30 protein-coding genes are annotated in these 26,679 nt (G+C 44.4%); 4 read left to right on the top strand and 26 right to left on the bottom strand.

From position 1 onward, the window contains the following. Positions 1 to 138 precede the first annotated feature (138 nt). Entirely contained in the window at positions 139 to 411 is a 273-nt protein-coding gene (locus tag KW850_RS08115; RefSeq protein WP_218347054.1) for a hypothetical protein, read from the top strand. 89 nt (positions 412 to 500) lie between these two features. Here KW850_RS08115 and KW850_RS08110 read toward each other — a convergent pair whose 3' ends face one another. The 3 genes from KW850_RS08110 to KW850_RS08100 form a co-directional block, all read right to left on the bottom strand. Further along, positions 501 to 719 (bottom strand): hypothetical protein, encoded by a 219-nt coding sequence (locus tag KW850_RS08110; RefSeq protein ID WP_218347053.1) that lies wholly within the window; start codon positions 717 to 719, stop codon positions 501 to 503. Between the two features lie 25 nt (positions 720 to 744). Next, positions 745 to 1,062, bottom strand: coding sequence for a hypothetical protein (locus tag KW850_RS08105; RefSeq protein WP_218347052.1), 318 nt, complete (start codon positions 1,060 to 1,062; stop codon positions 745 to 747). Between the two features lie 180 nt (positions 1,063 to 1,242). Further along, the gene (locus tag KW850_RS08100; RefSeq protein WP_218347051.1) at positions 1,243 to 2,748 is read right to left on the bottom strand and encodes a mechanosensitive ion channel; all 1,506 of its coding nucleotides are present in this window, start codon (positions 2,746 to 2,748) and stop codon (positions 1,243 to 1,245) included. 309 nt (positions 2,749 to 3,057) lie between these two features. Between KW850_RS08100 and KW850_RS08095 the strand changes: the two genes are divergently transcribed. From KW850_RS08095 to KW850_RS08085, 3 genes are read left to right on the top strand one after another with little or no spacing between them, the layout of a single operon-like run. Beyond that, entirely contained in the window at positions 3,058 to 3,366 is a 309-nt protein-coding gene (locus tag KW850_RS08095) for a hypothetical protein (protein ID WP_218347050.1), read from the top strand. Positions 3,367 to 3,383: 17 nt separating this feature from the next. Further along, positions 3,384 to 3,554, top strand: a complete 171-nt coding sequence (locus tag KW850_RS08090; RefSeq protein ID WP_218347049.1) for a CsbD family protein — start codon at positions 3,384 to 3,386, stop codon at positions 3,552 to 3,554. A gap of 44 nt (positions 3,555 to 3,598) precedes the next feature. Beyond that, the gene (locus KW850_RS08085; protein WP_218347048.1) at positions 3,599 to 4,150 is read left to right on the top strand and encodes a general stress protein; all 552 of its coding nucleotides are present in this window, start codon (positions 3,599 to 3,601) and stop codon (positions 4,148 to 4,150) included. 128 nt (positions 4,151 to 4,278) lie between these two features. Here the strand turns inward: KW850_RS08085 and nuoN are convergent, their stop codons facing one another. The 23 genes from nuoN to KW850_RS07970 all read right to left on the bottom strand — a co-directional run bounded on the left by nuoN (position 4,279) and on the right by KW850_RS07970 (position 26,498). Then, positions 4,279 to 5,793 carry an NADH-quinone oxidoreductase subunit NuoN gene (gene nuoN, locus KW850_RS08080; protein ID WP_218347047.1) on the bottom strand — a complete coding sequence of 505 codons (1,515 nt, stop codon included), beginning with the start codon at positions 5,791 to 5,793 and terminating at the stop codon, positions 4,279 to 4,281. Positions 5,794 to 5,799: 6 nt separating this feature from the next. Continuing rightward, a complete protein-coding gene (locus KW850_RS08075; protein ID WP_218347046.1) occupies positions 5,800 to 7,308 on the bottom strand; it encodes an NADH-quinone oxidoreductase subunit M in 1,509 nt (502 codons plus the stop codon). After that, complete coding sequence (gene nuoL, locus KW850_RS08070) at positions 7,305 to 9,176, bottom strand: NADH-quinone oxidoreductase subunit L (protein ID WP_218347104.1); 1,872 nt, start codon at positions 9,174 to 9,176, stop codon at positions 7,305 to 7,307. Before nuoL ends, KW850_RS08075 begins: the two co-directional genes overlap by 4 nt. Before the next feature lie 204 nt (positions 9,177 to 9,380). Beyond that, a complete protein-coding gene (nuoK, locus tag KW850_RS08065; RefSeq protein ID WP_026568243.1) occupies positions 9,381 to 9,695 on the bottom strand; it encodes an NADH-quinone oxidoreductase subunit NuoK in 315 nt (104 codons plus the stop codon). Next, positions 9,692 to 10,210, bottom strand: coding sequence for an NADH-quinone oxidoreductase subunit J (locus KW850_RS08060; protein ID WP_218347045.1), 519 nt, complete (start codon positions 10,208 to 10,210; stop codon positions 9,692 to 9,694). The genes nuoK and KW850_RS08060 overlap by 4 nt, the downstream gene beginning before the upstream one ends. After that, positions 10,207 to 10,626: an NADH-quinone oxidoreductase subunit NuoI gene (gene nuoI / locus KW850_RS08055; RefSeq protein ID WP_144551613.1), complete on the bottom strand. Its 420-nt coding sequence runs from the start codon at positions 10,624 to 10,626 to the stop codon at positions 10,207 to 10,209. Before nuoI ends, KW850_RS08060 begins: the two co-directional genes overlap by 4 nt. A gap of 133 nt (positions 10,627 to 10,759) precedes the next feature. After that, positions 10,760 to 11,764 (bottom strand): NADH-quinone oxidoreductase subunit NuoH, encoded by a 1,005-nt coding sequence (gene nuoH / locus KW850_RS08050; RefSeq protein ID WP_218347044.1) that lies wholly within the window; start codon positions 11,762 to 11,764, stop codon positions 10,760 to 10,762. Then, a complete protein-coding gene (locus KW850_RS08045; RefSeq protein WP_218347043.1) occupies positions 11,764 to 12,864 on the bottom strand; it encodes an NADH-quinone oxidoreductase subunit D in 1,101 nt (366 codons plus the stop codon). The genes nuoH and KW850_RS08045 overlap by 1 nt, the downstream gene beginning before the upstream one ends. Positions 12,865 to 12,867: 3 nt before the next feature. Next, the gene (locus KW850_RS08040) at positions 12,868 to 14,220 is read right to left on the bottom strand and encodes an NADH-quinone oxidoreductase subunit C (protein WP_218347042.1); all 1,353 of its coding nucleotides are present in this window, start codon (positions 14,218 to 14,220) and stop codon (positions 12,868 to 12,870) included. 3 nt (positions 14,221 to 14,223) lie between these two features. Then, positions 14,224 to 14,736 (bottom strand): NuoB/complex I 20 kDa subunit family protein, encoded by a 513-nt coding sequence (locus tag KW850_RS08035; protein WP_088090195.1) that lies wholly within the window; start codon positions 14,734 to 14,736, stop codon positions 14,224 to 14,226. Continuing rightward, positions 14,727 to 15,101 carry an NADH-quinone oxidoreductase subunit A gene (locus KW850_RS08030; RefSeq protein ID WP_218347041.1) on the bottom strand — a complete coding sequence of 125 codons (375 nt, stop codon included), beginning with the start codon at positions 15,099 to 15,101 and terminating at the stop codon, positions 14,727 to 14,729. Before KW850_RS08030 ends, KW850_RS08035 begins: the two co-directional genes overlap by 10 nt. 1,225 nt (positions 15,102 to 16,326) lie before the next feature. Then, positions 16,327 to 16,521, bottom strand: a complete 195-nt coding sequence (locus tag KW850_RS08025; protein WP_218347040.1) for a hypothetical protein — start codon at positions 16,519 to 16,521, stop codon at positions 16,327 to 16,329. Positions 16,522 to 16,574: 53 nt separating this feature from the next. Next, complete coding sequence (locus KW850_RS08020) at positions 16,575 to 16,979, bottom strand: F0F1 ATP synthase subunit epsilon (protein WP_026568224.1); 405 nt, start codon at positions 16,977 to 16,979, stop codon at positions 16,575 to 16,577. Positions 16,980 to 17,000: 21 nt separating this feature from the next. Next, a complete protein-coding gene (gene atpD / locus KW850_RS08015; RefSeq protein ID WP_218347039.1) occupies positions 17,001 to 18,422 on the bottom strand; it encodes a F0F1 ATP synthase subunit beta in 1,422 nt (473 codons plus the stop codon). Between the two features lie 184 nt (positions 18,423 to 18,606). Then, the gene (gene atpG, locus KW850_RS08010; protein ID WP_218347038.1) at positions 18,607 to 19,464 is read right to left on the bottom strand and encodes an ATP synthase F1 subunit gamma; all 858 of its coding nucleotides are present in this window, start codon (positions 19,462 to 19,464) and stop codon (positions 18,607 to 18,609) included. Positions 19,465 to 19,571: 107 nt separating this feature from the next. Then, positions 19,572 to 21,080 carry a F0F1 ATP synthase subunit alpha gene (atpA, locus tag KW850_RS08005; protein WP_218347037.1) on the bottom strand — a complete coding sequence of 503 codons (1,509 nt, stop codon included), beginning with the start codon at positions 21,078 to 21,080 and terminating at the stop codon, positions 19,572 to 19,574. Positions 21,081 to 21,105: 25 nt separating this feature from the next. Further along, on the bottom strand, positions 21,106 to 21,642 hold the full coding sequence (locus tag KW850_RS08000; RefSeq protein ID WP_218347036.1) for a F0F1 ATP synthase subunit delta: 537 nt from the start codon (positions 21,640 to 21,642) through the stop codon (positions 21,106 to 21,108). After that, positions 21,639 to 22,169 (bottom strand): F0F1 ATP synthase subunit B, encoded by a 531-nt coding sequence (gene atpF / locus KW850_RS07995; RefSeq protein WP_218347035.1) that lies wholly within the window; start codon positions 22,167 to 22,169, stop codon positions 21,639 to 21,641. Before atpF ends, KW850_RS08000 begins: the two co-directional genes overlap by 4 nt. Positions 22,170 to 22,267: 98 nt before the next feature. Next, positions 22,268 to 22,480, bottom strand: coding sequence for a F0F1 ATP synthase subunit C (gene atpE, locus KW850_RS07990; RefSeq protein ID WP_348982654.1), 213 nt, complete (start codon positions 22,478 to 22,480; stop codon positions 22,268 to 22,270). An 86-nt stretch (positions 22,481 to 22,566) separates the two neighbouring features. Continuing rightward, on the bottom strand, positions 22,567 to 23,280 hold the full coding sequence (atpB, locus tag KW850_RS07985) for a F0F1 ATP synthase subunit A (protein WP_218347034.1): 714 nt from the start codon (positions 23,278 to 23,280) through the stop codon (positions 22,567 to 22,569). 22 nt (positions 23,281 to 23,302) lie between these two features. Further along, positions 23,303 to 23,677 carry an ATP synthase subunit I gene (locus KW850_RS07980; RefSeq protein ID WP_218347033.1) on the bottom strand — a complete coding sequence of 125 codons (375 nt, stop codon included), beginning with the start codon at positions 23,675 to 23,677 and terminating at the stop codon, positions 23,303 to 23,305. Positions 23,678 to 23,679: 2 nt separating this feature from the next. After that, positions 23,680 to 23,904 (bottom strand): AtpZ/AtpI family protein, encoded by a 225-nt coding sequence (locus KW850_RS07975; protein ID WP_218347032.1) that lies wholly within the window; start codon positions 23,902 to 23,904, stop codon positions 23,680 to 23,682. 356 nt (positions 23,905 to 24,260) lie between these two features. Beyond that, a complete protein-coding gene (locus tag KW850_RS07970) occupies positions 24,261 to 26,498 on the bottom strand; it encodes a S8 family serine peptidase (RefSeq protein ID WP_218347031.1) in 2,238 nt (745 codons plus the stop codon). Between the last annotated feature and the right edge of the window lie 181 nt (positions 26,499 to 26,679).

Raw genomic sequence — 26,679 nt, 5'->3', positions numbered from 1 at the left:
ATCTATATCCCCTCTTCTGAATGAAATGAAACCTCGAACATACTGTTTGAACGGTCCGAAAACGGGTATACCTATGAGAAATAGAGCTTTGTTGTATATGAAAGTCCTATTTTAAAAGTATCTATAGGAGGTTTTAAAATGAAACGAAAGGTACCTGTTACTTCGATGATTGTGGTTGCGGGGATGGGAGCATCGGCTGCAATGTGGTTATCGTCTAAACCAAACCGATTAAAAGCGGGAAGTGTGCTGAGAGACTGGAAACGGAAGATTAAACCTTCACCCTTCGATAAAAGTGAGATTCTCCCGATTGAAAAGGGAGGAAACCCTCACCCGCATGATTTAGAAGATAATGAAATGGTAAGTGAAGGGGCCATGTACTCTGTTCAATTTTTTAATGAGAAAATGCAATGATAAGCGGTTGGGGTGGATTTCTGCCCCAGCTTTATTTTTTGATGGGTGTGAAGTGGATTGAAACTTCGGGGCAGTCTGGTGAAGTATTACTAAACTAGTATCTTCTCATTCATGATCCGAACATAACGGACTAAATAGGAATTGATCACATAATTGCCTTGGTTATTTTTCACAATAAAGTATTTATTACGATCCATCATGTCAATGATTTCTTGTTCCACTTCTTCTTTTTTCACATCTCGATCTTTGATCATTTTTTCGGTAATGATCTCATTATCAAACGTATAGCAAACAGTAAATTCCTTCATCCTGATTTTCCTTTCCCTTGAGATCCTATTTCTCCTCGACTTTTACTAAACCTTTACCTAAATTATGCTTTTCAAAATAGCAAATGACTACATCATCGACTTGGATGTTCTCACCCGAAACAATGTTTTCAGCTGAAAAAACGATTTCTTCCCCGTCTTCACCTTTTCCGTAGTATTTCTTCCCTTTAATCTTGCTAATCTTGTATTCTACTGTCGTGTATTTAGATGAAACATGGCGTTCCGTACTTGTATTGTTAACAGGCGCAGTTGACTGATGTCGAACCCAAACTAATGTGACTAAGATTGATGAGAGCACCAAAAGGATGACCGCTCGTTTGATCATATTACTCTACCTCCTTCTATGTATTTTAAGAGATGCACTCGGAAAGTAAATCCTTCTTTTTGCCCTTGGTCTTTATACCTATGTCTGAAACCGGGCATATTAAAAAAAATAACAACCCGACATCACCGAGTTCGGGTTGTTATACTGGGGATCGGGGATGACTTGCCCCCGTCTGCTTCATTATTCAATGATCTTCTTATCCATTTTACGATCTAACTTCCCTAAATATTTTGCAGCAAATTCCTTTCCGCCAAGACCAAAGGCCAGGCCAAAGGCTAAGGCTGCACCGCCTAAGACGAGAATAAAGGCGGCATTGACGATGGAATGGGCCACACCCAGCTGATCCAAGGCCATAAAGACAGTGATCGCAAAGATGGCATATTTCCCAACCGCTGCTAGGGTTCGCGCGTAACCGTTCTTGATTATGTTTTGTAATATACGCTCGACCAGTTGACCAACATATAATCCCATTCCTAAGATTACGAGTGCCGCAAATAACATTGGTAAATAAGCAATCACGCCGGTTGCCAGCGTTACTAAGAACGCTAAGTGGACAATTTGTAGGGCTTCCACGGTGAATAATAAAACAATCACGATTTTTACGAGCATCCCCACGATTTGTGAGAGATTGTACTTGGATGTCTCTGGATTGAGTGAGCCAATCCCAATCTGCTGAAAGAGATGGTTCACTCTTAAACGCCAAAGCAATTGTGTCACCATTTTTTCGACCCATTTTCCAAGCCAAATACCAACTAAGATGAGGATAACGGCGACCGCTATGTTGGGAATCAAGGAGAGCACACGATCAAGCATCGCAATTGCAGGCTCAGATATTCCTTTAAGCTCCAGTTTTTCTAGAGCAGTAATGATCGTCGGAATTAAGATAAGAATAAACGCAATATTTCCGACTAGACTTGAAAGAGTGGTTCCCTCTCCTGTCTGATTTACCCCGAAACGTTGGCCAATTCGCTCCGTCCCAATACTCCGTAAGAAGTTGGTTAAAATATCCCTGACGACTTTTGCAATCAACCAGCCGATCAACACAATTAGTGCCGCTGCAAATAATTTAGGGATAAAGGCCAGTAACGTTGATAGCGTTTGGGCAAATGGTTCGGACACGCCTTCCATTTGTAAGGCGTCCAACACCCCAGGTAAAAATAATAAGAAAACAAAGTAGAATAGCGCTTTCGCGAAACTATTCAGCTTGAGGATTGCCTCGGCTTCATTATTGGCCAGCTTCCATTTAACTAACTGGCGTTCTAAATGAACCATTGCAGTTCCCTTTTTAAGGAGGATTCTAAGCAGGGATGCAACAGCCCATGCTAGCAGTAAAATCAACGCCGCTTTTAAGACGTTTGGAATCGCTGCTGTAATCGTCGATAACATCGCTACGAGCGGTGTGGCGATCAAGCTTAAGTGAAGGATGTTAAAAAAGATAATCCACACAAAAACTAGTAATAGATAATAAACGATTTTTCCAATAATCACTTCAGATGAGTATTTCCTCTTTCCCAGGTTGGCAAACAAGCGATTATCAAAGTCGGTTTTCCTTAAAAGGACCTCCACACTTTTGCCGATACTTTTCGCAACCAGCCAGCCAACGACTAATACGAGAATAGCCAGCAGCAGGTTGGGAATCTGGTTAAAATACGAATACCATCCCGTCATCAATTGATCCATCTCCATCCTATCACTCTCCTTTTTTAGTTTCTAACTTATTTACGTAAGTAAGTTTTCTAGTAGATATATAACCCTTATTGGTGAGTTGAAACTTTTTTTTAAAAAGAATGCCGAGGAAACTATTTTTAAAAATTTTTTCAAAAAAGGGCATTTAATGAAGGAATTCGAATTGCCTCCCTGTTTTTGGGCTGTAGCTGACCCTTTCGGAAAAAAATGAGGTTTCAAGTCCCCTTCAGCGGGAATACAACCAATATGCAAGGCAGACTTGCACTTCTAAACGATGTGTAACCATTCAATTAGGAGGAGGAGTTCGCAATGAATATGGGTTGGAAGAAACAATTATTATGTGGTGGATTGGCGGTATCACTGACATTCAGCGGTTTAGCTGGATGTGCTGATGGTGTCGATCAAGATAATGGCATTAGTGATGGACAGCAAAAAGATGCAATCGATAATGATAACAAGCAGGAAGCCAAAGCAACTTTAAAAGATGCAGAAAAGAACCTAGACGAGGCGGTGAATAATGTCGAGGAAAAATTAGAAGAGAATGGCATTGGTGATGGAAAAGACCAAGATAATGGAATTAACGATGGCGAAAAGAAAGATGAAGCAGATCAGAAATAATAAGGAGGATGAACAAAATGAATAAAGATAAATTATCAGGGACAGTCGAGCAGGTAAAAGGTGAAGCTAAAGAGCAATGGGGGCGATTAACTGACGATGATTCAAAGGTAGTAGACGGAAAACTTGATAAGGCAAAAGGAAAAGTGAAGGAACGCGTTGGAGAAGTGAAAGATAAACTATCAAAATAGTCATTATTAACCAACGAAACTATTCAATTAGAGGAGGAAGAATAATGGACAAGCATGGAAAAAACATTGTAGGTGTGTATCAATCGGAACAAGAGGCAATAGCAGCGATTGAGGATTTACAAAAATGGGGATACGATAAGTCCGAAATCAGTGTCATTGGTAAAGATCCTCACCATGTGGATTACGTCGCAGACGAAACGGGGACAGTAGCTGAAGAAACTGCTGCGACAGGTGCGATTACCGGTGGAGCACTTGGCGGGGCAACCGGACTATTAGCAGGCCTTGGCGCCCTTGCGATACCAGGTATCGGCCCAATCGTCGCCGCCGGTCCCGTTGCTGCCAGCATCCTGGGGGCGATTACCGGTGCAGGTTTAGGCGGATTAACCGGAGCCCTGGTCGGACTGGGCATTCCAGATGACGACGCCAAGTATTACGGGGAATCAGTGGAAGAAGGAAAGATCCTCGTCCTGGTTAACAAACGAGACCATTCCACCCAAGAAGATATTCCTTCTGACGTGGAGCCGACACCTGAAAAGGAGGAAGACCGCTTCAATACCATAAGAGAGCGCAATCCCGCTTTAAATAACAAATTTTAAAAAAATATATGTAAAAGCAAAAAAAATAAAAAAAGAAGAGGCTCCCCCAGCCTCTTCTTTCTGTATGAAGACCCCTTTAGTTTGACCTTGCTGCTTTCCCCAAAACAGCTAGACCCATTTCTCCCTACTTAGCTGAAAAAGTCCGCTAAGTTATTTAAGTTATTTTGCATGAAATCAAGTGCGAAATTTGGCATTACACCTAACAGCACCGAACCAACTACTGCCACAAGCAAAACGACCGTGATTCCCACTGGAATCTTGAACTTGCTGTCGTCACTTGCTGGGCGGAAGAACATTTGTGTCATCACTCCAAAATAATAGAAGTACGAAACAACTGTTGTCGCAATCATTATCGAAGCAAGTACATAATGCGGTGTTGCGCCTGCAAATGCACCGACAAAAATGTTTAATTTGCCGATGAAGCCAGCTGTGCCCGGGAAACCTGCCAATGACACAAGCAAGATGCCCATTAAGACTGCCAGTACAGGCGAACGGCGATACAATCCGGCGAAATCAGCAATCTTCGCAGAGCCTGATTTTTCGGTAACGACCTGAATGATGGCGAACGCGCCCATATTCATGAGCATGTACGCTAGCAGGTAGAACCAAATCGAATAAAAGATATTCGAGTTCAGCGTTGTTAAGGCAACGAGAATATAGCCCGCATGCGCGATGCTGGAATAAGCAAACATCCGTTTAATGTTCGACTGCTTCAACGCAACCACGTTACCGATAATCATTGTTGCTCCCGCGATGAAAGCAATGTAATCCTGCATTTCGAGCAAAATTGGTTTTTCTGGATTCCCAACCGAAGCAGCCGATAAAAAGACCGTTAACAAAATTCGAAGTACAATCACAAAACCTGCTGTCTTCGAAACGACACTTAGGAAAGCCGTAACCGGCGTTGGTGCCCCTTGGTAAACGTCAGGTGCCCACATATGGAACGGCGCTGCAGCCAATTTAAACGCTAACCCCACGAACACCATCAAAAATGCTAATGTTAACAGGTAGGATTGCTGGCCATCTGCCAAGGTGGACAGGCTGGTGGCAATTTTCATTAAATTGGTTGAGCCTGTTAAACCATAGACATAGCTCATCCCAAACAACGTGATTGCTGTGGAAATTCCGCCATTAATGACGTATTTCATCGCCGATTCGTTCGATTCTAAATGATACTTGCGGATGCCCGCTAAAATATAAGAAGAAACAGTTAACAATTCCAAGCCGATGAATAGCGTAATTAAATCGCCGCTTGATGTCATAATCATTCCACCGAGCAAGGCTGATAAGAACAAGTAATAAAACTCGCCGCGATACTCCTCTAAACCATCCTTTGCCTCGTAGCTGACGGCCAAGAACATGACCAGTCCTGCCCCGACAAGCAGCAATAATTTAAAGCCCATCGCGAAACTATCCAAGCGGAACGAATCATCCAAAATCGATGTCACAGGTCCGCCGACAAAACTAAGCACGGAGACGATGGCAGCGATGATGGCGACAATCCCAATCCAGCCGAGAATTTTTCGATCTTGATTTTTCGGCATAAATAAATCTAAAAGTGTCAGAAGTGCGGATACACCAAGGATGATGAACTCTGGTGTCATGGCACTCCAATTAAATTGTTGCAAAGTCTCAAGACTCATCCTTCATCACCCTCCTATCCCTAGCATGATGGTTTCAAGTGTAGTTTGTAGCGGAGTGCTTAGGACACTTGGGTAAACACCAATTAACACAATCAACAACATAAGTACCAGCACTGGCACAAATTCGACGCCCTTCAGATCAAGGATGCCTGCAAATTCACGATGTGCCTTTCCGTACGTGATTCCTAACACCGCACGCAGCAAGTAAGCAGCAGTCATAATAATCCCGAGCGTACCAACTGCAGCGATCACCGGCATTTCTTTGAAAAGACCGAGGAACGCCATAAACTCACTGACAAATCCAGACATGCCTGGCAAGCCAAGCGACGCCATCCCGCCAGCCAATAAGAATCCAGCTGCAATCGGCATGCCCTTCGCCATTCCGCCGAGATTTTCGAGGAGCGACGTATCGGTGCGTTCGTATAGGACGCCCACCAAGAAGAATAACAGCGCAGAAATCAAACCGTGCGAAATCACTTGGAAAATCGCCCCTTGAATCCCAGCCTCATTCATCGCAGCAAGTCCGATTAACACAATCCCCATATGAGAAATGGATGAATAAGCCAAAACCATTTTAAAGTCTGTTTGAATGAACGCTAGATACGCCCCGTAGAGGAGGTTAATTACTCCAAGGACAGCAATCAGCGTCGCAAGAGTCCCAAACTGCTCGGGAAAAATGCCCATTCCAAAACGAATTAATCCGTACGCACCAATCTTCAGGAGGATCCCTGAGTGGATCATAACAACCGATGGCGGTGCTTGAACGTGGACCTTTAGCATCCAGCTGTGTAATGGGAAGATCGGCAGTTTCACACCAAACGCTAGCAAGAGACCAATGAATAAGCCCATTTTCAAGTCACTTGAGAGCGGTGCCTCTGGTTTTGCCATCAATTGCGTTAGATAGTCAATATTGGTTGAGCCTGTTTTGGCAAAAAGAATCATAATAACAATTAATAGAATCGCAGAGCCAAGTCCGTTGTAAATTAAGAAACTGTAGGCTGCTTTTTCTTTTTCAAAATAACCCCATTTTCCGATTAAGAAGAAGGTCGGAATGAGTGTGATTTCAAAGAAGATGAAGAATAGAATTAGGTTTTCCGCTGTAAACACGCCAAGCATTCCGGTTTCCAAGAGCAGGAACAGCATGAAATAGCCTTTCCATTCCTTTTTCACAAACTTTGCCCCGGCAATCGCCGATAAAGTTGCCACTACCGCTGTTAGAACGACTAGCAGAAGTTGAAAGCCGCTTAGGCCCAGTTCATAGTAAACAGAAAAATATGGTTCAGGGGCGTTAATCCCATGAAATTGAATCCACTTCGCTGATACCGTAAAATCGGCTAAATCCTTGCCCCATTGGAAATGGAGATAGGCAGCCAGCGCCAGCAGTAAAGCCGGCAAGGTTGCTAGAAAGCCAACCACTTTAATTGATTGTTCTGCTGTTTTAGGCATAAACGCTAAAACCGCAATACCTAGTAAAGGGGAGAATACTAGGAGTGAAAGAACAGATGTTAAATTCATCGTAAGTACCCCCCTGTTAATGCAAAGATGACGACTAGTACCGCTAGTCCGATAAAGGCCACCGCACCGTACGTTTGAACCTGTCCAGATTGCATTTTTGAACCGGCTGCACCCAGTCCTTGGACAATTCCGACCACGCCTTTGACGATTCCTTCAACAAGGAACACATCAATGAAACGTAAGAAGTAGCTGACCCCTTTTGTGAAGGCAACAACCGTCAGTTGATAGAACTCGTCGACGTAATATTTGTTCAATAAAATCGTGTGTAACGTATCGCCTGTGCCGCTTAACCAGTTACGGGACAGTGAACGCTTGTTGTACATCAAGTAAGCAAGGAAGATTCCCGCTAAGGAAACAACCGTTGCCGCGATCATAATCCATGCTGGACCTTCAACGTGGCCTTGGTGTGCCAACGCTTCGTTGCCATCGGTGAGCCAATCGCCAAGGAATGTTCCAAACCATGGTGTATTGATATAACCAGCGATGACGGCGAGGACGCCAAGGACGATCATTGGTAATGTCATATTGGATGGCGATTCATGGACATGCTTTTGATTGCCGCGCGCTTCACCAGTAAAGACAAGGAAGAACAAGCGGAACATATAAAATGCCGTCATAAAGGCAGCTGCAAGTGCTAGGAAGAACAGGATTGGATGTCCGCCTTCCCAAGCTGCGACTAAAATCTCATCTTTTGAGAAGAATCCGGAAAGCCCTGGGACCCCGCTGATGGCTAGTGTTCCGATTAAGAACAACGGCCCGGTAACTTTAAGCTTTTTCCAAAGTCCTCCCATTTCTTCGATGTTCTGTGTATGTACCGCGTGAATGACGGAGCCCGCTGCTAGGAATAGAAGCGCCTTGAAGAAGGCATGTGTCATTAGGTGAAATACCCCGGCAACATAGCCAGCAGACCCTAAGGCGAGCATCATGTAGCCTAGCTGTGAAACAGTCGAATACGCGAGTACGCGTTTGATATCGGTTTGCACAAGACCAATGCTTGCGGCGAAAATCGCGGTAAACGCGCCAACCACTGCAATCGTGAGGAGCGCTGTGTGGCTCGCTTCAAACAATGGAAACAATGCCGCTACCAAGTAAACACCGGCCGCTACCATCGTCGCAGCGTGGATTAACGCCGAAACAGGTGTCGGACCTTCCATCGCATCCGGAAGCCAGGTGTGCAGCGGGAACTGACCCGATTTACCAACCGCCCCAATGAAAATCAGGATGGCTGTCAAGGTGATCATGGTGCCTGACACCGCACCGGCATCGACGGCCGCGAAAATTTCACTATATTCAAAGCTTTTGGTTTCCCAGAATAGCAAAATCATACCGATAAATAAGCCCACGTCCCCGATTCGGGTCATGATAAACGCTTTTTTGGCTGCAGCTTTTGCTTCGTCTTTGTAAAAATAAAATCCGATTAATAGGAAGGAACCGACGCCGACAAGTTCCCAGAAAATATAGGTTTGCAGCAGGTTAGGCGAAATGACCAGCCCGAGCATCGCAAACGTAAATAGTCCTAAATAGGCATAGAATACTGGAAACCGCTCGTCCCCTTGCATATAACCTTTGGAGTAGGTATGTACTAAGAAACTTACGAGCGATACGATAAACAGCATTAATGCATTTAATTGATTCACTTCAAAGCCCGCTGTTAGATGCATATCTCCTATCGTGAGCCAGTCAAATTTCGTGACATAGGTCGGCTCTGAGAAGCGCTCGAATAAGACCAGAATCGAGTAAACAAGCGATGCCAGCGTGAGGAGAATCCCCACATAAGCACTTGCTTCCTTCAGTCGCTTCCCGAAAAGAAGAAGAATCAAAAACGATAATAGCGGGAAAAGCGGTATGAGCCATGCATTCTCCATCATTATCACTATCCCCTTTCGAATGATACAAATCACCATTCGAATTTTGTTGAAAGTCAATTTTGTCATGTCTGGTGCCTGACACCCTTCGTGGACAAATCCTCCTAAATATCCGCGTGTGGAGGACAACTCTTCACAAAGTTACAGCGTCCGTCTACTCTGGACAAAAAGGCCAAAGTGTCTTTTTGTGGTGCCTGACACCCAATTTTAGTTTTTCATCGTGTCCATTTCGTCGATGTTGACGGTTTTTCTTGCGCGGTAGAGCGAGATAAGGATGGCTAGACCGACGGCTGCTTCGGCTGCTGCAACGCTGATTGCGAACAGGGCGAAGATTTGGCCTGTAATGGACGGTGCCATTCCGTATTTGCTGAAGGTGACAAGATTAATATTCACGGCGTTCAACATTAATTCAATCGAGATCAGGACGATAACGGTATTTCTTTTTGTCAGTGCACCGTATAAACCGATGCAAAACAAGATCAGTGCAAGTGCCAGGAAGGCTGAAGCAGGAACGGAACTCATTTGTCATCGGCCTCCTTCTTCTCGTTTTTCGCTAGGATAATCGAACCGACTAGGGCGACTAATAGTAAAACAGACGTTAACTCAAACGGTATGATGTATTTTGAGTAAAGTGCTTTACCAATTTGCATCGTGTTGTTTTCATGCAGAGTGGTCGGAACCTGTTCGATATTGAAATCGTAAATACCAAGATAAACGGCAAAGGCAAAGCCGATAACCCCTAAAAAGACGAGGATTTTTCTCCATTTGCCTGTTTTCGGTTCATGTTCATCGTTATGCTTCGTTAACATAATCCCAAATAGCATAATGATTGTAATCGCACCGGAATAAATTAAGATTTGCACAGCTGCCACAAATTCAGCTGACAGCACCACGTAGATACCAGCGATTGCTACAAAGGTAAAAATCAGTGAAACGACCATATGAACAACCTTGGTAAGATTTAAAAGCAGCACCCCGCCGATAATAGCTACAAGTGCGAGCCCCATAAATGCGAGGAATTCCCCCGAAAAGGTCATGGTTTATTCACCTGCCGTATGTTTTCGTCGTTTTCATCTAACCATTCTAGGTTTTTAAATAACATATCACGGCTGTATTCAGCGAGCTCAAAGTTATTGGTCATGATAATCGCTTCTGTCGGGCATACCTCTGTACATAGGTCACACAGGATGCAGATCTCGAAGTTGATATCGTAGGTATCAATGATTTTCCCTTTTTTCGTTGGGTCCGGATGCTTTTTACCCGTCAAATCAATACAATCGGTCGGGCAGATGTTCATGCACTGATTGCAAACAATACACTTTTCCGGATAAAACTTTTGAATACCGCGGAACCGGTCTGGCAGTGGAATTGGCTTGTTCGGGTAATCATACGTGACCTTTTCTTTCGTCAAGTTCTTTAGGGTATATTTCAAGCCTTTTGCTAATCCAAGCACGTTTTTCACCCCTTTTACATTTTAAAGATTGTTTTTTGGTGTCAGGCACCAATTCTAATGTCTACACATTGTTTTTGGTGTCAGGCACCATGTGAAGTCTGTAACACAACACATCCACATATGAGGTCGCTTATTAAAAGAATAGTGACTTAATCAATGCCGTTAAGAATATGTTGGCTAAGGCGATTGGCAGGAGGACTTTCCAGCCAAATTCCATGAGTTTGTCGGCGCGGAAACGCGGTAAGGTTGCCCGCAGCCAGATATAAACAAAGACAACGACACTAAATTTAACCGCGAACCAGACCGCACCTGGGATAAAGTTCAGGAAGCTGAATGGTGCCAGCCAGCCGCCAAGGAAGACGACAGTAATGAGAGCTGACATTGCGAATAAATACACATATTCTGCGAGCATAAAGAAGGCCCAGCGGAATCCGGTATATTCAACATGGTATCCAGCGACTAGTTCGTTTTCCGACTCTGGAAGGTCAAATGGTGTCCGGTTTAATTCGGCAATCGATGCAATGAAAAAGATGATAAAGCCGATTGGCTGTAACAGAATGAACCAGCCATGCTTTTGTGCTTCGACCATATCATTTAGATTTAAGCTTCCTGTTAAAAGAATAACACCCAATACGGACATAACCAGCGGGATTTCGTATGAAATCATCTGGGCTGATGCACGCATGCCTCCAAGGAGGGCGTACTTGTTATTCGAGGCCCAGCCGCCAAGCAGCATGCCGAAGGTAGTTAATCCGCTCACCGCGATATAGTAAAGCAAGCCAACACCGATATCAGCGAACTGAAATGCATCTGTAAACGGCATCGTAGCCAGCACCATAAAGGATGGGGCAAAGGCGATGACTGGCGCAATGATAAATAATGGTTTGTCTGCTGCCTTCGGAATGATGTCCTCTTTCAGTAACAGCTTGAGAACGTCAGCGACGGTTTGCAATAGGCCCCATTTACCGCCGACCTGGTTTGGACCATGGCGCAGCTGCATGTAACCTAAAACTTTCCGCTCTGCTAAAATTCCGTAGGTAACGAAACCTAATACGATTAAAAGCAAGACAGCGCCGAGTAAAAAGAAAATTCCAAAGTTAGCCCAACTCGGACTTGACTGGAGCAATTCTTCTATCATTAGCCGTCAACCTCCCCAAGGACAATATCAACTGCCCCTAAAATAGCAATCATGTTTGCAATATTTTCACCCTTTAAAAGTTTCGGGAGAATTTGCAGGTTATAGAAGGATGGTCTTCTAAACTTTAAGCGGTACGGTTCTTTTTTGCCGTCGCTGTAAATATAGCAGCCAATCTCTCCGCGCGGTGATTCAATTCGGACGAAAGCCTCTCCCTTAGGTGCCTTAATAATTTTCGGCACCTTGGCTAGAATTGGTCCTTCACCAGGGAATTGTTCCACGGCTTGTTCAAGGATTTTCAAGGATTCTCCAATCTCATCAAGGCGCAAATGGTAACGGGCCAAGCAATCGCCTTCCTCCGAGGTCGGAACATCAAAGTCAAAACGGTTATAAACGGAATAGGGTTCATCTTTACGTAGATCCCATTTCACACCAGTACTGCGTAGATTCGGTCCGCTCAGAGAATACTGAAGCGCCTCTTCTTTCGTATACTTGCCGATGCCTTTTACCCGGTCAAGGAAGATTTCATTTCCAGACACCAACTCGTGATAGCCTTTCAGCTGTTCGCGCATGTACGGAACAAATCCGCCTACTTTTTCAATCCAGCCTTCAGGCGCATCCCACTTCACACCGCCAACGCGCATATAGTTGAAGGTCAAGCGTGCCCCTGACAATTCATTGAGCATATTGATAATCATTTCACGATCGCGGAAAGCATAGATAAACGGACTCGTTGCACCAAGGTCAAGGATATACGTACCCCAGGCGACCAGGTGGCTGGCAATCCGGTTCAATTCCATTGCAATCACGCGTAAGAAATCCGCTCGCTCTGGAACTTCAATCCCCATCATCGTTTCAACGGCATGACAGATCACATAGTTATTGGTCATCGAGGACAAGTAGTCCATCCGGTCTGTATAAGGAATGATCTGCGTATATTGCAAGTTTTCGGCTAATTTTTCTGTCCCACGGTGTAAGTAACCGATGACAGGCGTTGCTTCGGTAATAATTTCCCCATCAATTTTAACGACAAGACGGAACACTCCGTGCGTACTTGGATGCTGAGGACCGACGTTTAATATCATTTCTTCTGTTCTGATCATTGGTTACACCTCCACGTCGTACGGCTCATAATCTTTGCGCAGTGGATAGCCAACCCAATCTTCACCAAGCAGGATGCGCCGTAAGTCCGGATGTCCTGTAAACTTAATTCCTAATAAATCATAGGCTTCGCATTCAGGCCATTCAGCGCCTGCCCAAAGCGGCTGCAAGGACTCGATTGTTGGTTCGCTGCGGTCAATCTTCACTTTAAACGCGACGGATTGACGGTTTTTGTATGAGTACAAGTGAACATATACTTCCATATGTGTGACAAAGTCTGTCCCATGAAGCTCGGATAAATAATCAAACCCTAAAAGCTCATTGTATTTTAAAAATTGAGCCACTTTGAAATACGTATCATGCTTCACCACAAGGGTTGGAACATCCTTAGAAAGTTTATTAATATAAGAATCTTCTAAAACATCCGCACCTAAATGTTCGGTGATGACCTTCACATACTTATCCAGGTATGGCTGGTTTGGTGATGGCTTTTCTGCGGCTGCTGGAGCTGCGGTGTCATCCGCTTTTCCTGCTGCTGCGGCTTTTGCCTTGGCTGCTGCCGCTGCTTTTGCCTTGGCTTTCGCTGCTGCGATCGCTTTCGCTTTTTCGTCATCGCCACCTGCGGCATCCGTGTCTGTTCCGGCTCCGCCTGCTTTGGCTTTCGCCGCTGCGGCTGCCTTCGCTTTCGCTGCCGCCGCTGCTTTTGCCTTGGCCGCTGCTGCCGCTTTCGCCTTAGCATCATCTCCAGCTGGAGCGGTACCGCCTTCGCCTGCGTCGTCTACTGGGGCTCCGCCTTCGAGTTCCATCGCCTTACGCTTCGCCGCCGCCGCTTTCGCTTTCGCCACCGCTGCTGCTTTTTTCTTGGCAAGATCGTCACTGTCATCTGCTGCTGGTGCGTTCGCTTCAACTGGTGCGGTTTCTTCTGCTGGGGCCGTACCGCCTGCAAGTTCCATCGCTTTCCGTTTCGCTGCGGCTGCCGCCTTCGCCTTCGCTACCGCCGCGGCCTTTTTCTTAGCGAGATCGTCACTATCGTCTGCTGCTGGTGTGTTCGCTTCAACTGGTGCGGTTTCTTCTGCTGGGGCTGTACCGCCAGCTTCTTCCATCGCTTTCCGTTTCGCTGCTGCCGCGGCCTTCGCCTTTGCTACCGCCTCGGCCTTTCTCTTCGCAAGATCATCTGCGTCATTTGCAGGTGCTGGGGCTGGCGTTTCAGCTTTAACAGGCTCCGCTGGTGTTTCTTCTTGCTTCGGTGCCGGTGCAACTTCCCCTGCGGCCTTTGCCGCTCGTTTCGCAGCCGCCGCCGCCTTCGCCTTCGCTACCGCTTCCTTCTTTAACTGCTCAAGATCTTTTTCCCCACTCATTGGTTAGATCACCTTCTTCCCAGTCTTCGCTTCATAGCGAATCTTTTCCTTTAATTTATTGATTCCATAAATTAAAGCCGCTGGGTTTGGGGGACATCCAGGTATGTACACATCGACAGGAACGATTTGGTCGACTCCCTTAACGACTGAATAAGACTTCACATACGGCCCACCTGCTGTCGCACAAGAACCCATCGCAATGACCCATTTCGGCTCAGGCATTTGGTCATATAATCTTCGTAAAATTGGTGCCATCTTCTTTGTCACAGTTCCAGACACAATCATACAATCCGACTGGCGCGGTGACGTCCTGAAAAAGGAACCCGAACGGTCCAAATCATAGTTCGCTCCGCCGACACCCATCATTTCAATCGCACAACAAGCCAGACCAAATGTCACTGGGTAGATCGAACTGCTTCGGGCCCAAGCTTTAATTTGCTCTAGCGTAGTCATAAATACATTTCGCTGTAACTCGGCCATTTCTTGTTGTGAAATGCCATCAAGTTTTAATTCCATCGTAGCACCTTCTTTTTCCAAGCATACACAAGACCAATTAATAACATAATAACGAAAATCAACATCTCGATCAGTGCAAAAATCCCTAACTTATCATAGGCCACCGCCCACGGATATAAAAACACGGTTTCTACATCAAAAATAACAAACATTAGGGCAAAAATATAATAGCGGACATTGAACTGCACACGGGAATCGTGAAATGGCTCAATACCGCTCTCATATGTGGTATACTTCGCAGCACTCGGTTTATCCGGACGGAGAAGCTTACCTAAATATAACGCCACCACAGGCAGCAGCACTCCAAGACATAGAAACGCAAAAACAATCAGATAATTATTCTGATATACATTTAGAAGTTCCATGTCCATCCCCTCCAATGTTGTAAATTTTCATACTAATGAATATTGTAACCGAATTCATTATAGCATTGTTACAAACCCGTGTCGACAAACCAAATTCATAAAAATTGGAATTCTATCGCCGCAAAAATTCCCCATTTTTAGGCTCTTGAGAGCTCGCTCTCAGAAGAGACTAAAAATGGGTAATTTTTGCAAGCTGCAGCGGAGCGGAAGCGCAATGTGCGTTAGCACATGGCGATAGAATTCCAATTTACACAGCACTCGGTAGTCGACACGGGTCCCCCCTTGAGCGTTTGCGTGATCTCGCAGAAAAGCATCCTGAATAACATCAGAGATGACGCAAAAGCGAACCTGACAAACTTAATTCAGTGAGAGAATTTTAGCTCACGTGATCTGGAGCGTAAGCGGAAGATGACGTGCCTAGTCAAGGTTCGCAAGAACCATTCAACACCTAATAAATTCGACAACAACCCCTATTTAACATCAAATTGTGAACAATGTCAGTGAGATTTGTCATAAAACCTTCACCTAATTCTTCCCCTAACTATATTCTTCTAAAAAAGTAAATTACCAAACCACCCAATAAACAAACATGCATTAAGTCAACATGTCCCTCTACAATCATATTCAATCACCAAAAAATCATGCTAAATTCCAGAAACAAGTCCTACCAACAACCTAAAAATTCAAAATAAAGGCAGAAGACCTGCAACCAAACGCAAACCACCCAGAAAAGCACTCAAGTAAGTCCAAAACCTCAAAAATTACCTATTTAAATAAAAAAACCTTCCACATTATTACCTAATAGCCAACATTAATTCCCTCACTCCAATTATATCGGGCCACTTATCCTCTTAAATTAAAACTTACTATCCGATTCTCAAAGTTTACTGTCCACTCCTCCAATACACCCTCAAACCCAACAATAAGCCAGTCGAAAGACTGGCAAGGTACTTGTTTTTCTATATATGTATTAAAGTAGCACCTTTTTCAATGTCCCTTCTCATTAGCTAACTAACTTACCATCCACTATCCTCATAATACAGGCCACTCCCCCCATTACACCCTCAAAACCCACACAAAAAGCCAGTCGAAAGACTGGCCAGGTATCTTCCAGCGCTATTTTTCGCACCCTCCCCCTATTAAAATTACCTATTTTAATAAAAACCAAGTCCCTTAAACCATCAAAAAGGGCTCAACTAATGATATATCGGCCGCTTTGACAAATTTATCTGCCGCTTTTCCTTTTTATCTGCCACTTTAATAATATATCGGCCACTTTCACATCTTTATCTGCCACTTCCACTAATATATCGGCCACATCAAAGCAATCCACAATTTCCTCATAAAAGAGTCCTTGGCTAACATACCTTAACCATCGTGAATACACTAAAAACTCCCCCAACCACCATCCCACCAACAAAAAAACCCCTCCAACAGCAATTACTTGCCACCAAAGGGGTTTTAATATAAATACTATCTTCTTTCCGATACGGCGAGGCGATTGATGGCACGCTGTAAAGCAAGCTCCGCACGTCTGAAATCGGTATGCTCAGCCTGATGATCTCTCATACGCTGTTCTGCACGTTCCTTCGCTTTTACGGCACGTTCCACATCAATTTCAGAAGCAAGTTCCGCTGATTGAGCTAAAATCGTCACTTGATCAGGACGGACCTCTAAAAATCCACCACTGACCGCAACATAATCCGTTTTACCGCCCTTTTTAAGACGAACAGAAGTAATCTCCAGCGGGGCAACCAACGGCATGTGACCTGGAGAAATCCCTAGGTCACCACTTGTTGCCTTGGTACTTACCATTTCTACATCTGATTCATACACCGGGCCATCGGGAGTAACAATACTGACTTTAATCGTCTTCATTTTTTACCCTCCAGGCTCAGTTTAGACCTCAACGCCCATGCGTTTTGCATTCTCAAGCACGTCTTCAATCCGTCCAACAAGACGGAAAGCATCTTCTGGAAGGTGATCGTACTTACCTTCAAGAATGTCTTTGAAACCACGAACCGTTTCCTTAACAGGTACATAAGAACCTGGCTGGCCAGTAAACTGCTCAGCAACGTGGAAGTTTTGAGATAAGAACACTTGGATACGACGCGCACGTTGTACCGTTAACTTATCATCATCACTTAATTCATCCATACCAAGGATCGCGATAATATCTTGTAACTCTTTATAACGTTGTAAAGTTGATTGTACTTGGCGGGCTACATTATAGTGCTCCTCACCAACAATATCAGGTGACAATGCACGAGATGTTGAAGCAAGAGGATCCACCGCTGGGTAAATACCCATCTCAGAAAGCTTACGCTCAAGGTTTGTTGTTGCATCTAAGTGAGCGAATGTTGTAGCCGGAGCCGGATCCGTATAGTCATCGGCTGGTACATAAATCGCTTGGATCGATGTAACTGATCCTAGGTTTGTAGATGTAATACGCTCTTGTAATTTACCCATCTCAGTTGCAAGAGTTGGCTGGTAACCTACCGCAGATGGCATACGGCCAAGTAGCGCGGAAACCTCAGAACCTGCTTGCGTGAAACGGAAAATGTTATCCATGAAGAACAACACGTCTTGTCCTTGCTCATCACGGAAATACTCAGACATAGTCAAACCAGTTAAAGCAACACGCATACGTGCGCCAGGCGGCTCGTTCATTTGTCCAAATACCATCGCTGTTTTCTTGATAACGCCTGAATCTGTCATTTCATGATAAAGGTCATTACCTTCACGTGTACGCTCACCAACACCGGCGAATACGGAAATACCACCGTGCTCTTGTGCGATGTTGTTGATCAATTCTTGGATTAATACCGTTTTACCTACACCGGCACCACCGAATAGACCGATCTTACCACCCTTAATATACGGAGCAAGTAAGTCTACTACTTTAATACCAGTTTCAAGAATTTCTACTTGTGTAGAAAGATTTTCAAATGTTGGTGCTTCACGGTGAATCGAATCACGGCGCTCAGTTGCTGGAATTGCAGCATCAAGGTCAATCGTTTCTCCCAATACGTTAAATACACGACCAAGAGTAACATCACCAACTGGTACAGAAATTGGTGCACCAGTATCTTCAACTTCTATTCCACGAGTTAAACCATCAGTCGTTGACATCGCAATCGTACGAACCGTATCATCACCTAAATGAAGAGCTACTTCAAGGGTAATGTTGATATCAACTTCGGAAGCATTACTCGCTTTACTTGAAATTTTCAACGCATTATAAATCGCAGGCAGATGACCGCTTTCGAACTTAACGTCAACTACCGGACCCATAATCTGAAGAACGCGTCCTTTGCTCATCGTTTTCCCTCCTAACTTACTCTTTCGGATCTTTTGATTAGCTAAAAGCCTCTTTTTGAAAAAAGAACCTATAAAACTCACCATATAAGTATCCGATTTAAAATGGAGTCGGGAACGACAAAATCATTCCCTCAACCAAAACTTATCAAGGACCCTGAACAGGGTTCATTTTTAAAAAATAGTTTTATTCAAGCGCTGCCGCACCGCCGACGATTTCAGTGATTTCTTGAGTAATCGACGCTTGACGGGCACGGTTGAAGACTAATGTATAGTGATTAATTAGTTCTTTCGCATTATCGGTTGCATTTCTCATTGCAGTCATCCGAGCAGCGTGCTCGCTCGCTTTGCTGTCTAGTAGAGCGCCGAAAATCAAGCTCTCAGCATATTGAGGCAGGAGAACTTCTAATATTTCTTCTGCAGACGGCTCAAATGTATAGGAAATCGTCTTGTGAGAAGTCGTTAAATCCGTTAGTGGAAGGAGCTTCTTCTCTTCAACTTCCTGTGAAATGGCACTCACGTAATGGCTGTAATAGATATATAGTTCATCGAATGTGCCATCTGCGAACATTCCAACGGTTGCACGAGTAATGCCTTGAATGTCAGCAAAGTTCGGCTGTGCTGGAATCCCAATTGATTCAAGGACTACATTCATGCCGCGCTTGACAAAAAAGTCACGTGCTACACGTCCGATAGCGATGATCGCGAATTCATCATTTGATTTATGACGGTCTTTGATTGTTTGACTTACACGACGGAGCACGTTGCTGTTAAATGCACCAGCAAGTCCGCTGTCAGAAGTCATTACAATATAACCGGTTTTCTTAACAGGTCGAGATGTCAGCATAGAATGATTTACTCCGCCTGAGCCAATTGCAATCGATGCTGTCACTTCCTGGATTTTCTCCATATAAGGAACAAATGCTTTTGCATTCACGACGGCACGATTCCACTTCGCAGCAGAGGTCATTTCCATTGCTTTCGTTATTTGACTCGTCTTTTTCGTTGAATTAATACGAGTTTTTATCTCACGTAATGAAGCCATAGGTTCTCACCACCCTTTTTCAAAGAATGTCTGGTTGTGGCGCACGGCACCATGTGAATTTTTCACACAGTGCCTGACACCGACACCGTTCTAAATGTCAGACCCTATTATTCGGAAACTGCAAACGTCTTTTTGAAGGCGTTGATTGCAGAAGCCATATCGTCATCAGAAGGAAGATCCTTCGTTTTTGTAATATGGTCTAACAACTCTTTGCGGTTGTGGTCTAACCAATTAAGGTATTCTGATTCAAAACGACGTACATCCTCTAATGGAATATCATCAAGGAAGCCGCGTGTTAATGCGTAAAGGATTGCAACTTGCTTTTCAACTGAAAGTGGCTTGTGAAGGTCTTGTTTAAGTACTTCAACTGTACGAGCACCACGATTAAGTTTCGCTTGTGTTGCTTTATCTAAGTCTGATCCAAACTGAGCAAATGCTTCTAATTCACGGTAAGAAGCAAGGTCAAGACGTAAGGTACCAGATACCTTCTTCATTGCCTTGATTTGTGCAGATCCACCTACACGTGATACGGAAAGACCAGCGTTGATCGCCGGACGTACACCGGAGAAGAATAAGTCAGATTGTAAGAAAATTTGTCCATCAGTAATTGAAATAACGTTTGTTGGGATATACGCTGAAACGTCGCCCGCTTGCGTTTCAATGAACGGAAGCGCAGTGATGGAACCAGCACCAAGTGTATCGTTAATTTTCGCTGCACGCTCTAGTAAGCGGCTGTGTAAGTAGAATACATCCCCTGGATATGCTTCACGACCTGGAGGACGACGAAGCAGCAAGGAAAGCTCACGGTATGCAGCTGCTTGTTTAGAAAGATCATCATAAACAATCAATACGTGTTTGCCTGCATACATAAACTCTTCAGCCATTGATACACCTGTGTATGGTGCTAAGTAAAGCAATGGAGCCGGTTGTGATGCAGATGCAGTAACAACGATTGAATATTCTAACGCGCCGTATTTACGTAGTGTTTCAACGGCGTTACGAACTGTAGATTCTTTTTGACCGATCGCAACATAGATACAGATCATGTTTTGACCTTTTTGGTTCAAGATGGTATCGATCGCAACAGATGTTTTACCTGTTTGACGGTCACCGATGACTAACTCACGTTGACCACGTCCGATTGGCACTAGGGCGTCAATCGCTTTAATACCTGTTTGTAATGGCTCATGAACGGATTTACGAGCCATAACGCCTGGAGCAACTGCTTCCACTGGGCGTGTTTTTGTAGTATTGATTGGACCCATACCATCAACTGGTTGTCCAAGAGAGTTAACAACGCGTCCGATTAGTTCCTCACCAACAGGAACCTCCATGATGCGTCCTGTACGGCGAACCTCGTCACCTTCCTTGATTTCAGTGAAAGGTCCAAGAATGATAATACCAACGTTATTTGCTTCTAGGTTTTGTGCCATACCCATAACGCCGTTTGAAAATTCAACAAGTTCTCCAGCCATGACATTGTCGAGGCCATGAACACGTGCGATACCGTCACCGATTGAGATAACTGTACCGACATCAGTTACTTGAATTTCCGCCTGATAGTTTTCAATTTGCTTTTTTATCAGGGCACTAATTTCTTCAGCTTTGATGCTCATGAGTTTCACCCCTAATCTTTCGAATCTAGCTTAACAATTTACGTTCTAAACGATCAAGTTTACCTCTTAATGACCCGTCATATATACGATTTCCAATGCGGAGGCGGATGCCGCCAAGCAAGTTGGAATCTACGATATTTTCGATTTTTAGTGACTTTTTGCCAATTTTAGCAGCAAAAACAGACGAGATTGCTTCGCGTTCTGCATCAGTTAAAGCACGTGTGCTGTAAACTTCAGCCTCAGCAATGCCCATCTCTTCGTTTGCTAACTCTAAAAATTCATCTGCCAAATTAATGATTTGGTCTTCACGGTGGCGGTCGATTAAGATCAACAGTGTATTCAGTACATTTACATTAACTGATGAGAAAGCAGTCTTAATAATCTCTTTTTTCTTTGCAAGTGAAAGCTTAGAAGAATTTAAGATGGCTTTTAGTTCAGGATTGTATTGTACAACTTCCTTTACTACACGAAGTTCTTCTTCAATAACTCCGAGCGAGTCAGTCTCTTTCGCAATTTTTAGAAGAGCCAACGCGTAGCGCTTTGCTACCATAGAGTTGCTCATCGCTCTTCTCCTGCCTCTTTAATATATTCGTTAATGAGTTGGTCTTGATCTGCTGCAGTGATTTCTTTTTCAATTACTTTAGAAGCAATCAATACAGACAGAGACGCAACTTGTTCACGAATCGCGGCAACTGCTTTTTCTTTTTGCTGCTCAATTTCAAGCTTCGCTGCTTCTTTCAAGCGGTCAGCTTCAGTGCGTGCCGCTGCGATAATTTCTTCACGTTGAATATCGCCTTGCTTTTTCGCACTTTCAATTAAGCTTTGTGCATCATTTCGTGCTTCTTTTAAAAGATTTCTTTGTTCTTGTAAAATCTTTTCTGCTTCTAAACGGCTGTTTTCTGCCGCGCCAATTTCGTTACCAATATGCTCTTCACGTTGTTTCATGATGCCCATTAATGGACCCCATGCAAACTTCTTTAGCAAGGCTAACAAAACAATGAATACGATGAGCTGGAAGAAGATATCTCCAGTATTAATGTGGCCGCCGCCTTCTGCAGCAGTCGCTAATACAAAACTGTTTGTTAACACCCTCGGTTCACTCCTTTCAAGAGTTGCTTAACGATAGAAAAAACACATAAATGAATGGCGAGGATTTGTTGATCATCGCCACTGGAATTTCCCTAATATTATCGGTTTAATACCATGAACGCGATAACTACCCCGATAATCGGTAATGCTTCAACTAACGCAACCCCGATAAACATTGTTGTTTGTAGTAAACCACGATGTTCTGGTTGACGAGCGATACCTTCTACTGTGCGTCCTACGATAAGACCGTTACCAATACCTGCACCTACTGCTGCTAAACCGATTGCGATTGCTGCTGCTAAAACACCAATTGATCCTGTCATTACTTTTTTCCTCCTTAAATGTATGAAACATAAATTATTTTTTTATTTTGTCCATAATAATGAACGGTATATTATTAATGGTCGTGACTCACTTTATGAGCCAAGTAAACCATTGTTAACATTGTGAAAATATAAGCTTGGATGGTACCAACGAAAACAGAGAACCCTTGCCATACCAATGTCAGCGGAATCGCTGCGATGGTGCCGGCAATGCCTTGATGCGCTAAGCCTGTTGCTAATAGTGATAATAGCAACTCACCTGCGTAAATGTTACCATATAGACGCAGACCAAGAGTCAGCGTATTGGCAAATTCCTCAATGATTTTCAAAGGGAATAAGAATTTCATTGGAGCGAAGAAACTTTCTCCATATCCTTTTACACCTTTTAGCTTGACGCCATAATAATGGGATAGCCCTAAAACCATGACTGCTAGTGTTAATGTGATGATTGGATCCGCCGTTGGTGATTTCCACCAAAGCTTTTCATCAATCACGATTGCAAATGGAAGACCTAACATATTGGATACAAAAACGTACATAATTAATGTAATTCCAAGGATGTGGAATCTTCCGCCTTCTTTCCAATCCATTGTGCTGTTGATGATCCCTTTAACAAAGTCCATCACCCATTCAAAGAAGTTTTGCATCCCTGTAGGTTTCATTGCTAACTTCCGTGTAGATAGGACAGCTATTAAGAAGACGATTAAACTAGCAACCGTAATCATCAGCATATTTGCGCCGTTAAACCAAAGACCCATAAATTCAAACTCTGGAACTTCATGATGCATGTAAACTCACCTCGCTTCCGCTTCATTTATGTACATGCAAAGCATGGTAAAAATAATCTATCATAATGACAATATAGGATGTCATTAATCCTATCACTAAGGAAATCATGTTGAATTGCTCTGGATACTTTAAGGCGATTAACGCAGCAATTCCAGCCATCGCCATCCGTGATAGCGACCCTAAGGATTTAGGTTTCTTGCCCTCTGTTACCTTTTTATCAAAACTTTCCGTCTTTCGTACCAAGAGCCACAGGTTCAGATAACTGAAGCATGTCCCAAGAATTAGTCCTAAAAACACGGTTTGAAAAGATGTGAACCCCCAGCCGAGAACATAAATGGACAACAAGTAAAAAATCCATTTGCGCTGCCTGTTGTACATTACTCTGAAATCTGGCATAGTTATTTATCTCCTGAATAGAAATGGCGGATTGAAAGAAGCATGGAATAGGTGCCCGCAGCAAGACCGATGAGCAGTCCGATAATTAAGAAAATTGGTTCGGTACCCAAATGACGATCCAGCCATCTGCCTGAGAAAATACCTATTAGAATGGAACCTACTAATTGGGAGACAATTGCGGACATTAAAGCCATAGCTTGTAATGGGTTGCGGTTGTTTTGACGCATTTAAACACATCCTCACTCTAAAGAGAATGCCTAGCGGGCAAACTTAAAAATTCATAGCCAAAATACTATCTTTAGATAGATTCATTTGCATGAAAACCCTATCATTTATACCCTTTGTAAGCATACAATAGCGTCCTGTCAATGTCAATGTGTTTACGTGAATTATACCACAAAGTATTACCTCAATTTTTTCCCAATTCAGTTTCTTACTTAACACTCTTATTGTAGTGGAAATTGTGAATGAATTTTGGTCAATTTGTGTCTATTTTGTGAACATTTTATTTTGGACTATAAGTATAATTTTATGACCCTTCATTATGGTGTATAATGAAAGGTCATATTTTTGTGGGATTGTGTTATTCTTGTGTTTTTTCTATCGTGATCATCCGTTCGATAAAATCCTCCTGATTTGCTTTTTTCGCAAAAACCTTTATTAAATAGGTGCCGTCCCGCGGAAGCTGTTCTTCTGGGATATCTCGGCGAATCAGTCCTTTTTTCACATTGGTGATCGTATCTAAAAAGCCAACAAATCGGTAATCCTCCGGGCTAAATAGGGCAATTCCAAACTCCTCGGCCCCGCCCGGCAAATAGACCTCATAGCGGTACTGCCCTAATTTGTCTCCATTCGTAAAATCAAAGCCCATCACGCGCGGATAGTTTGGCTCCTCCAACACATACAGATAGGGAATCCGTATCGTTGCCGCGCCGGCCTCAAGTTTTAGGTAGCCGTCATGAATTTTCCCTTTAAACACCTGCGGGTCAACCATTAGCTCAACAGTAATGTCTTTCGTCTGCTTCGGTTTGAGCGTAAACCAGAGCGGCAGCCGCCATTTTAGTCCATCTACTTGCGGCGGGGTATCGAACGTATAACGCTGGGTACGTGTACTCGTATTTTCAACATGAAGATAGGCTTTTTGAACGTCGCGCTGCTCGGTAAATTTCCCAAACCGGATACTGCTCGGCGAAACGAGTGTGGTCGCCTTGATCGCTTCATCCACTTGGATGCGGCCGGCTCCTTGCTCAAAAGTGCGGTAGTAGACGGGAGGGCGCTCAGTCTGGCCGTGTATGGATGCGGTATGGCCTGCCTTTGTTGACTTGGCGAGCGGTTTTGCCGTATTCATTAAGGCCGCCTTGATTTGCTCCGGCGTCCAATCCGGATGGGCCTGCATGATTAACGCACAGGCCCCGGCGACATGCGGTGCGGCCATGCTCGTCCCCTGCAGTGACAAATAGCCGCCCGGAATCGTCGAATTTATCGCTACACCAGGTGCGACAATATCCGGCTTAATCTCCCACGTTCCAGTCACAGGGCCGCGCGAGCTGAAGTCGGCAAGCTGGTCCCGCTCTTCGGTGACCAAGACTCTTGCCGATGCACTTTGTTTGTTTATTTCTCTTTGTAAAATAACTCCGTCACCCTTCGCGAGTGCTCCGACAGGGATGGTCAGCTGAGTGTCCAGGTTTCCCATGAAGCGGCCACCGCTTACATTATTGTAAATCAGCACCGCCTTTGCCCCCGCCTTTTGAGCATTCTCCGCTTTCTCTGAAAAGGTTAGGATGCCTCGTTTGATAAGGGCAATCTTCCCATCGACATGTTTCAATTCGTCTGGTCTGCCAATGCCGCCATCGGCCATGTCCCCTGAGCGGTCAAGCTCCCACGAGGCCGAACCTTCCATCGGCTCAATTTGGAATTGTTCCCGACTTCCTTCTATTAATAGATAGGGTGTCTCAAGGGTTGGTGTGGAGGCCCCGACTGAAATCGCTTTAGAGGCTGTCCCTGGTGAACCGACGCTCCAAACACCTGGTCCCGAATTACCGGAGGCTGCCACCGCGACGATCCCGCGGTCGACAGCACGGTTAAGAGCAAGGCTGATTGGCATGTCAGGTCCGTTAATATCATTTCCAAGGGAGAGGTTGACGATGTCAACCTTATCCTTGATAGCCTGGTCAATCGCCGCAAGGACCTGCTCGGTTGTCCCGCCTCCGCCCGGCCCAAGTGCCCGGTAGGCAACAATCTTTGCCTCCGGGGCAACGCCTTTTATTTTTCCATTGGCCGCAATAATGCCGGCGACATGAGTCCCGTGGATGGTCGCCTTACCGAGGGCGCGCGTTTCCATCGGATCGCGGTCGTTGTCAACAAGATCGCGACCGCCTGCATAGTTGCGCTCCAGGTCAGGATGGGTATAGTCAACGCCTGTATCAATGACCCCGACAGTGATCCCTTTCCCCGTCAGCCGTTGATTTTTTCGATCAAAGAGACTGCGGACTTCCTCCCCGCCAATAATTTCAACACTCTCCTCGGTATCGGCCTGATAGGTGATGACCGGCGAGACGTTGATGATTTGTTTCTGGCTGCTTCCGAGTTTGGCAAGTGTTTCGGCACTGCCCTTAACGGAAAAACCATCAAGTGCGTCATGGAAAACACGGCGCAGTTTCACATCTTTATATGGTTTAATGAGCTCCTGGATTTCTCGATCAGTGTGCGGTTTGTCTAGGATGATAATCGCCGTTATTTCATGGGTGTGTGTGGTGATGGAAGGATGAATGAGTATTTTGGGAGTTTGGAAAGTTAGCAGTAAGGCAAGTAGAAGTTTCATCAGCGGATTTCCCCTTTTTTCATATCGTTTTCATTGAGGGGAGAAAGTATGCATGGTGTCTTGTAGGTATATCTCTTCTATTTGCACCATTTGTTTGTTTTTCACTATAAATTTGGTGTGAGGCTTGGGATGCGTTGATTCTTATTATCTCGTGAGAACCGTGGATGCAATGATTTTATTT

The sequence above is a fragment of the Bacillus sp. sid0103 genome, assembly GCF_019219025.1.
This window is presented reverse-complemented; position numbering and strand designations above follow the sequence as displayed.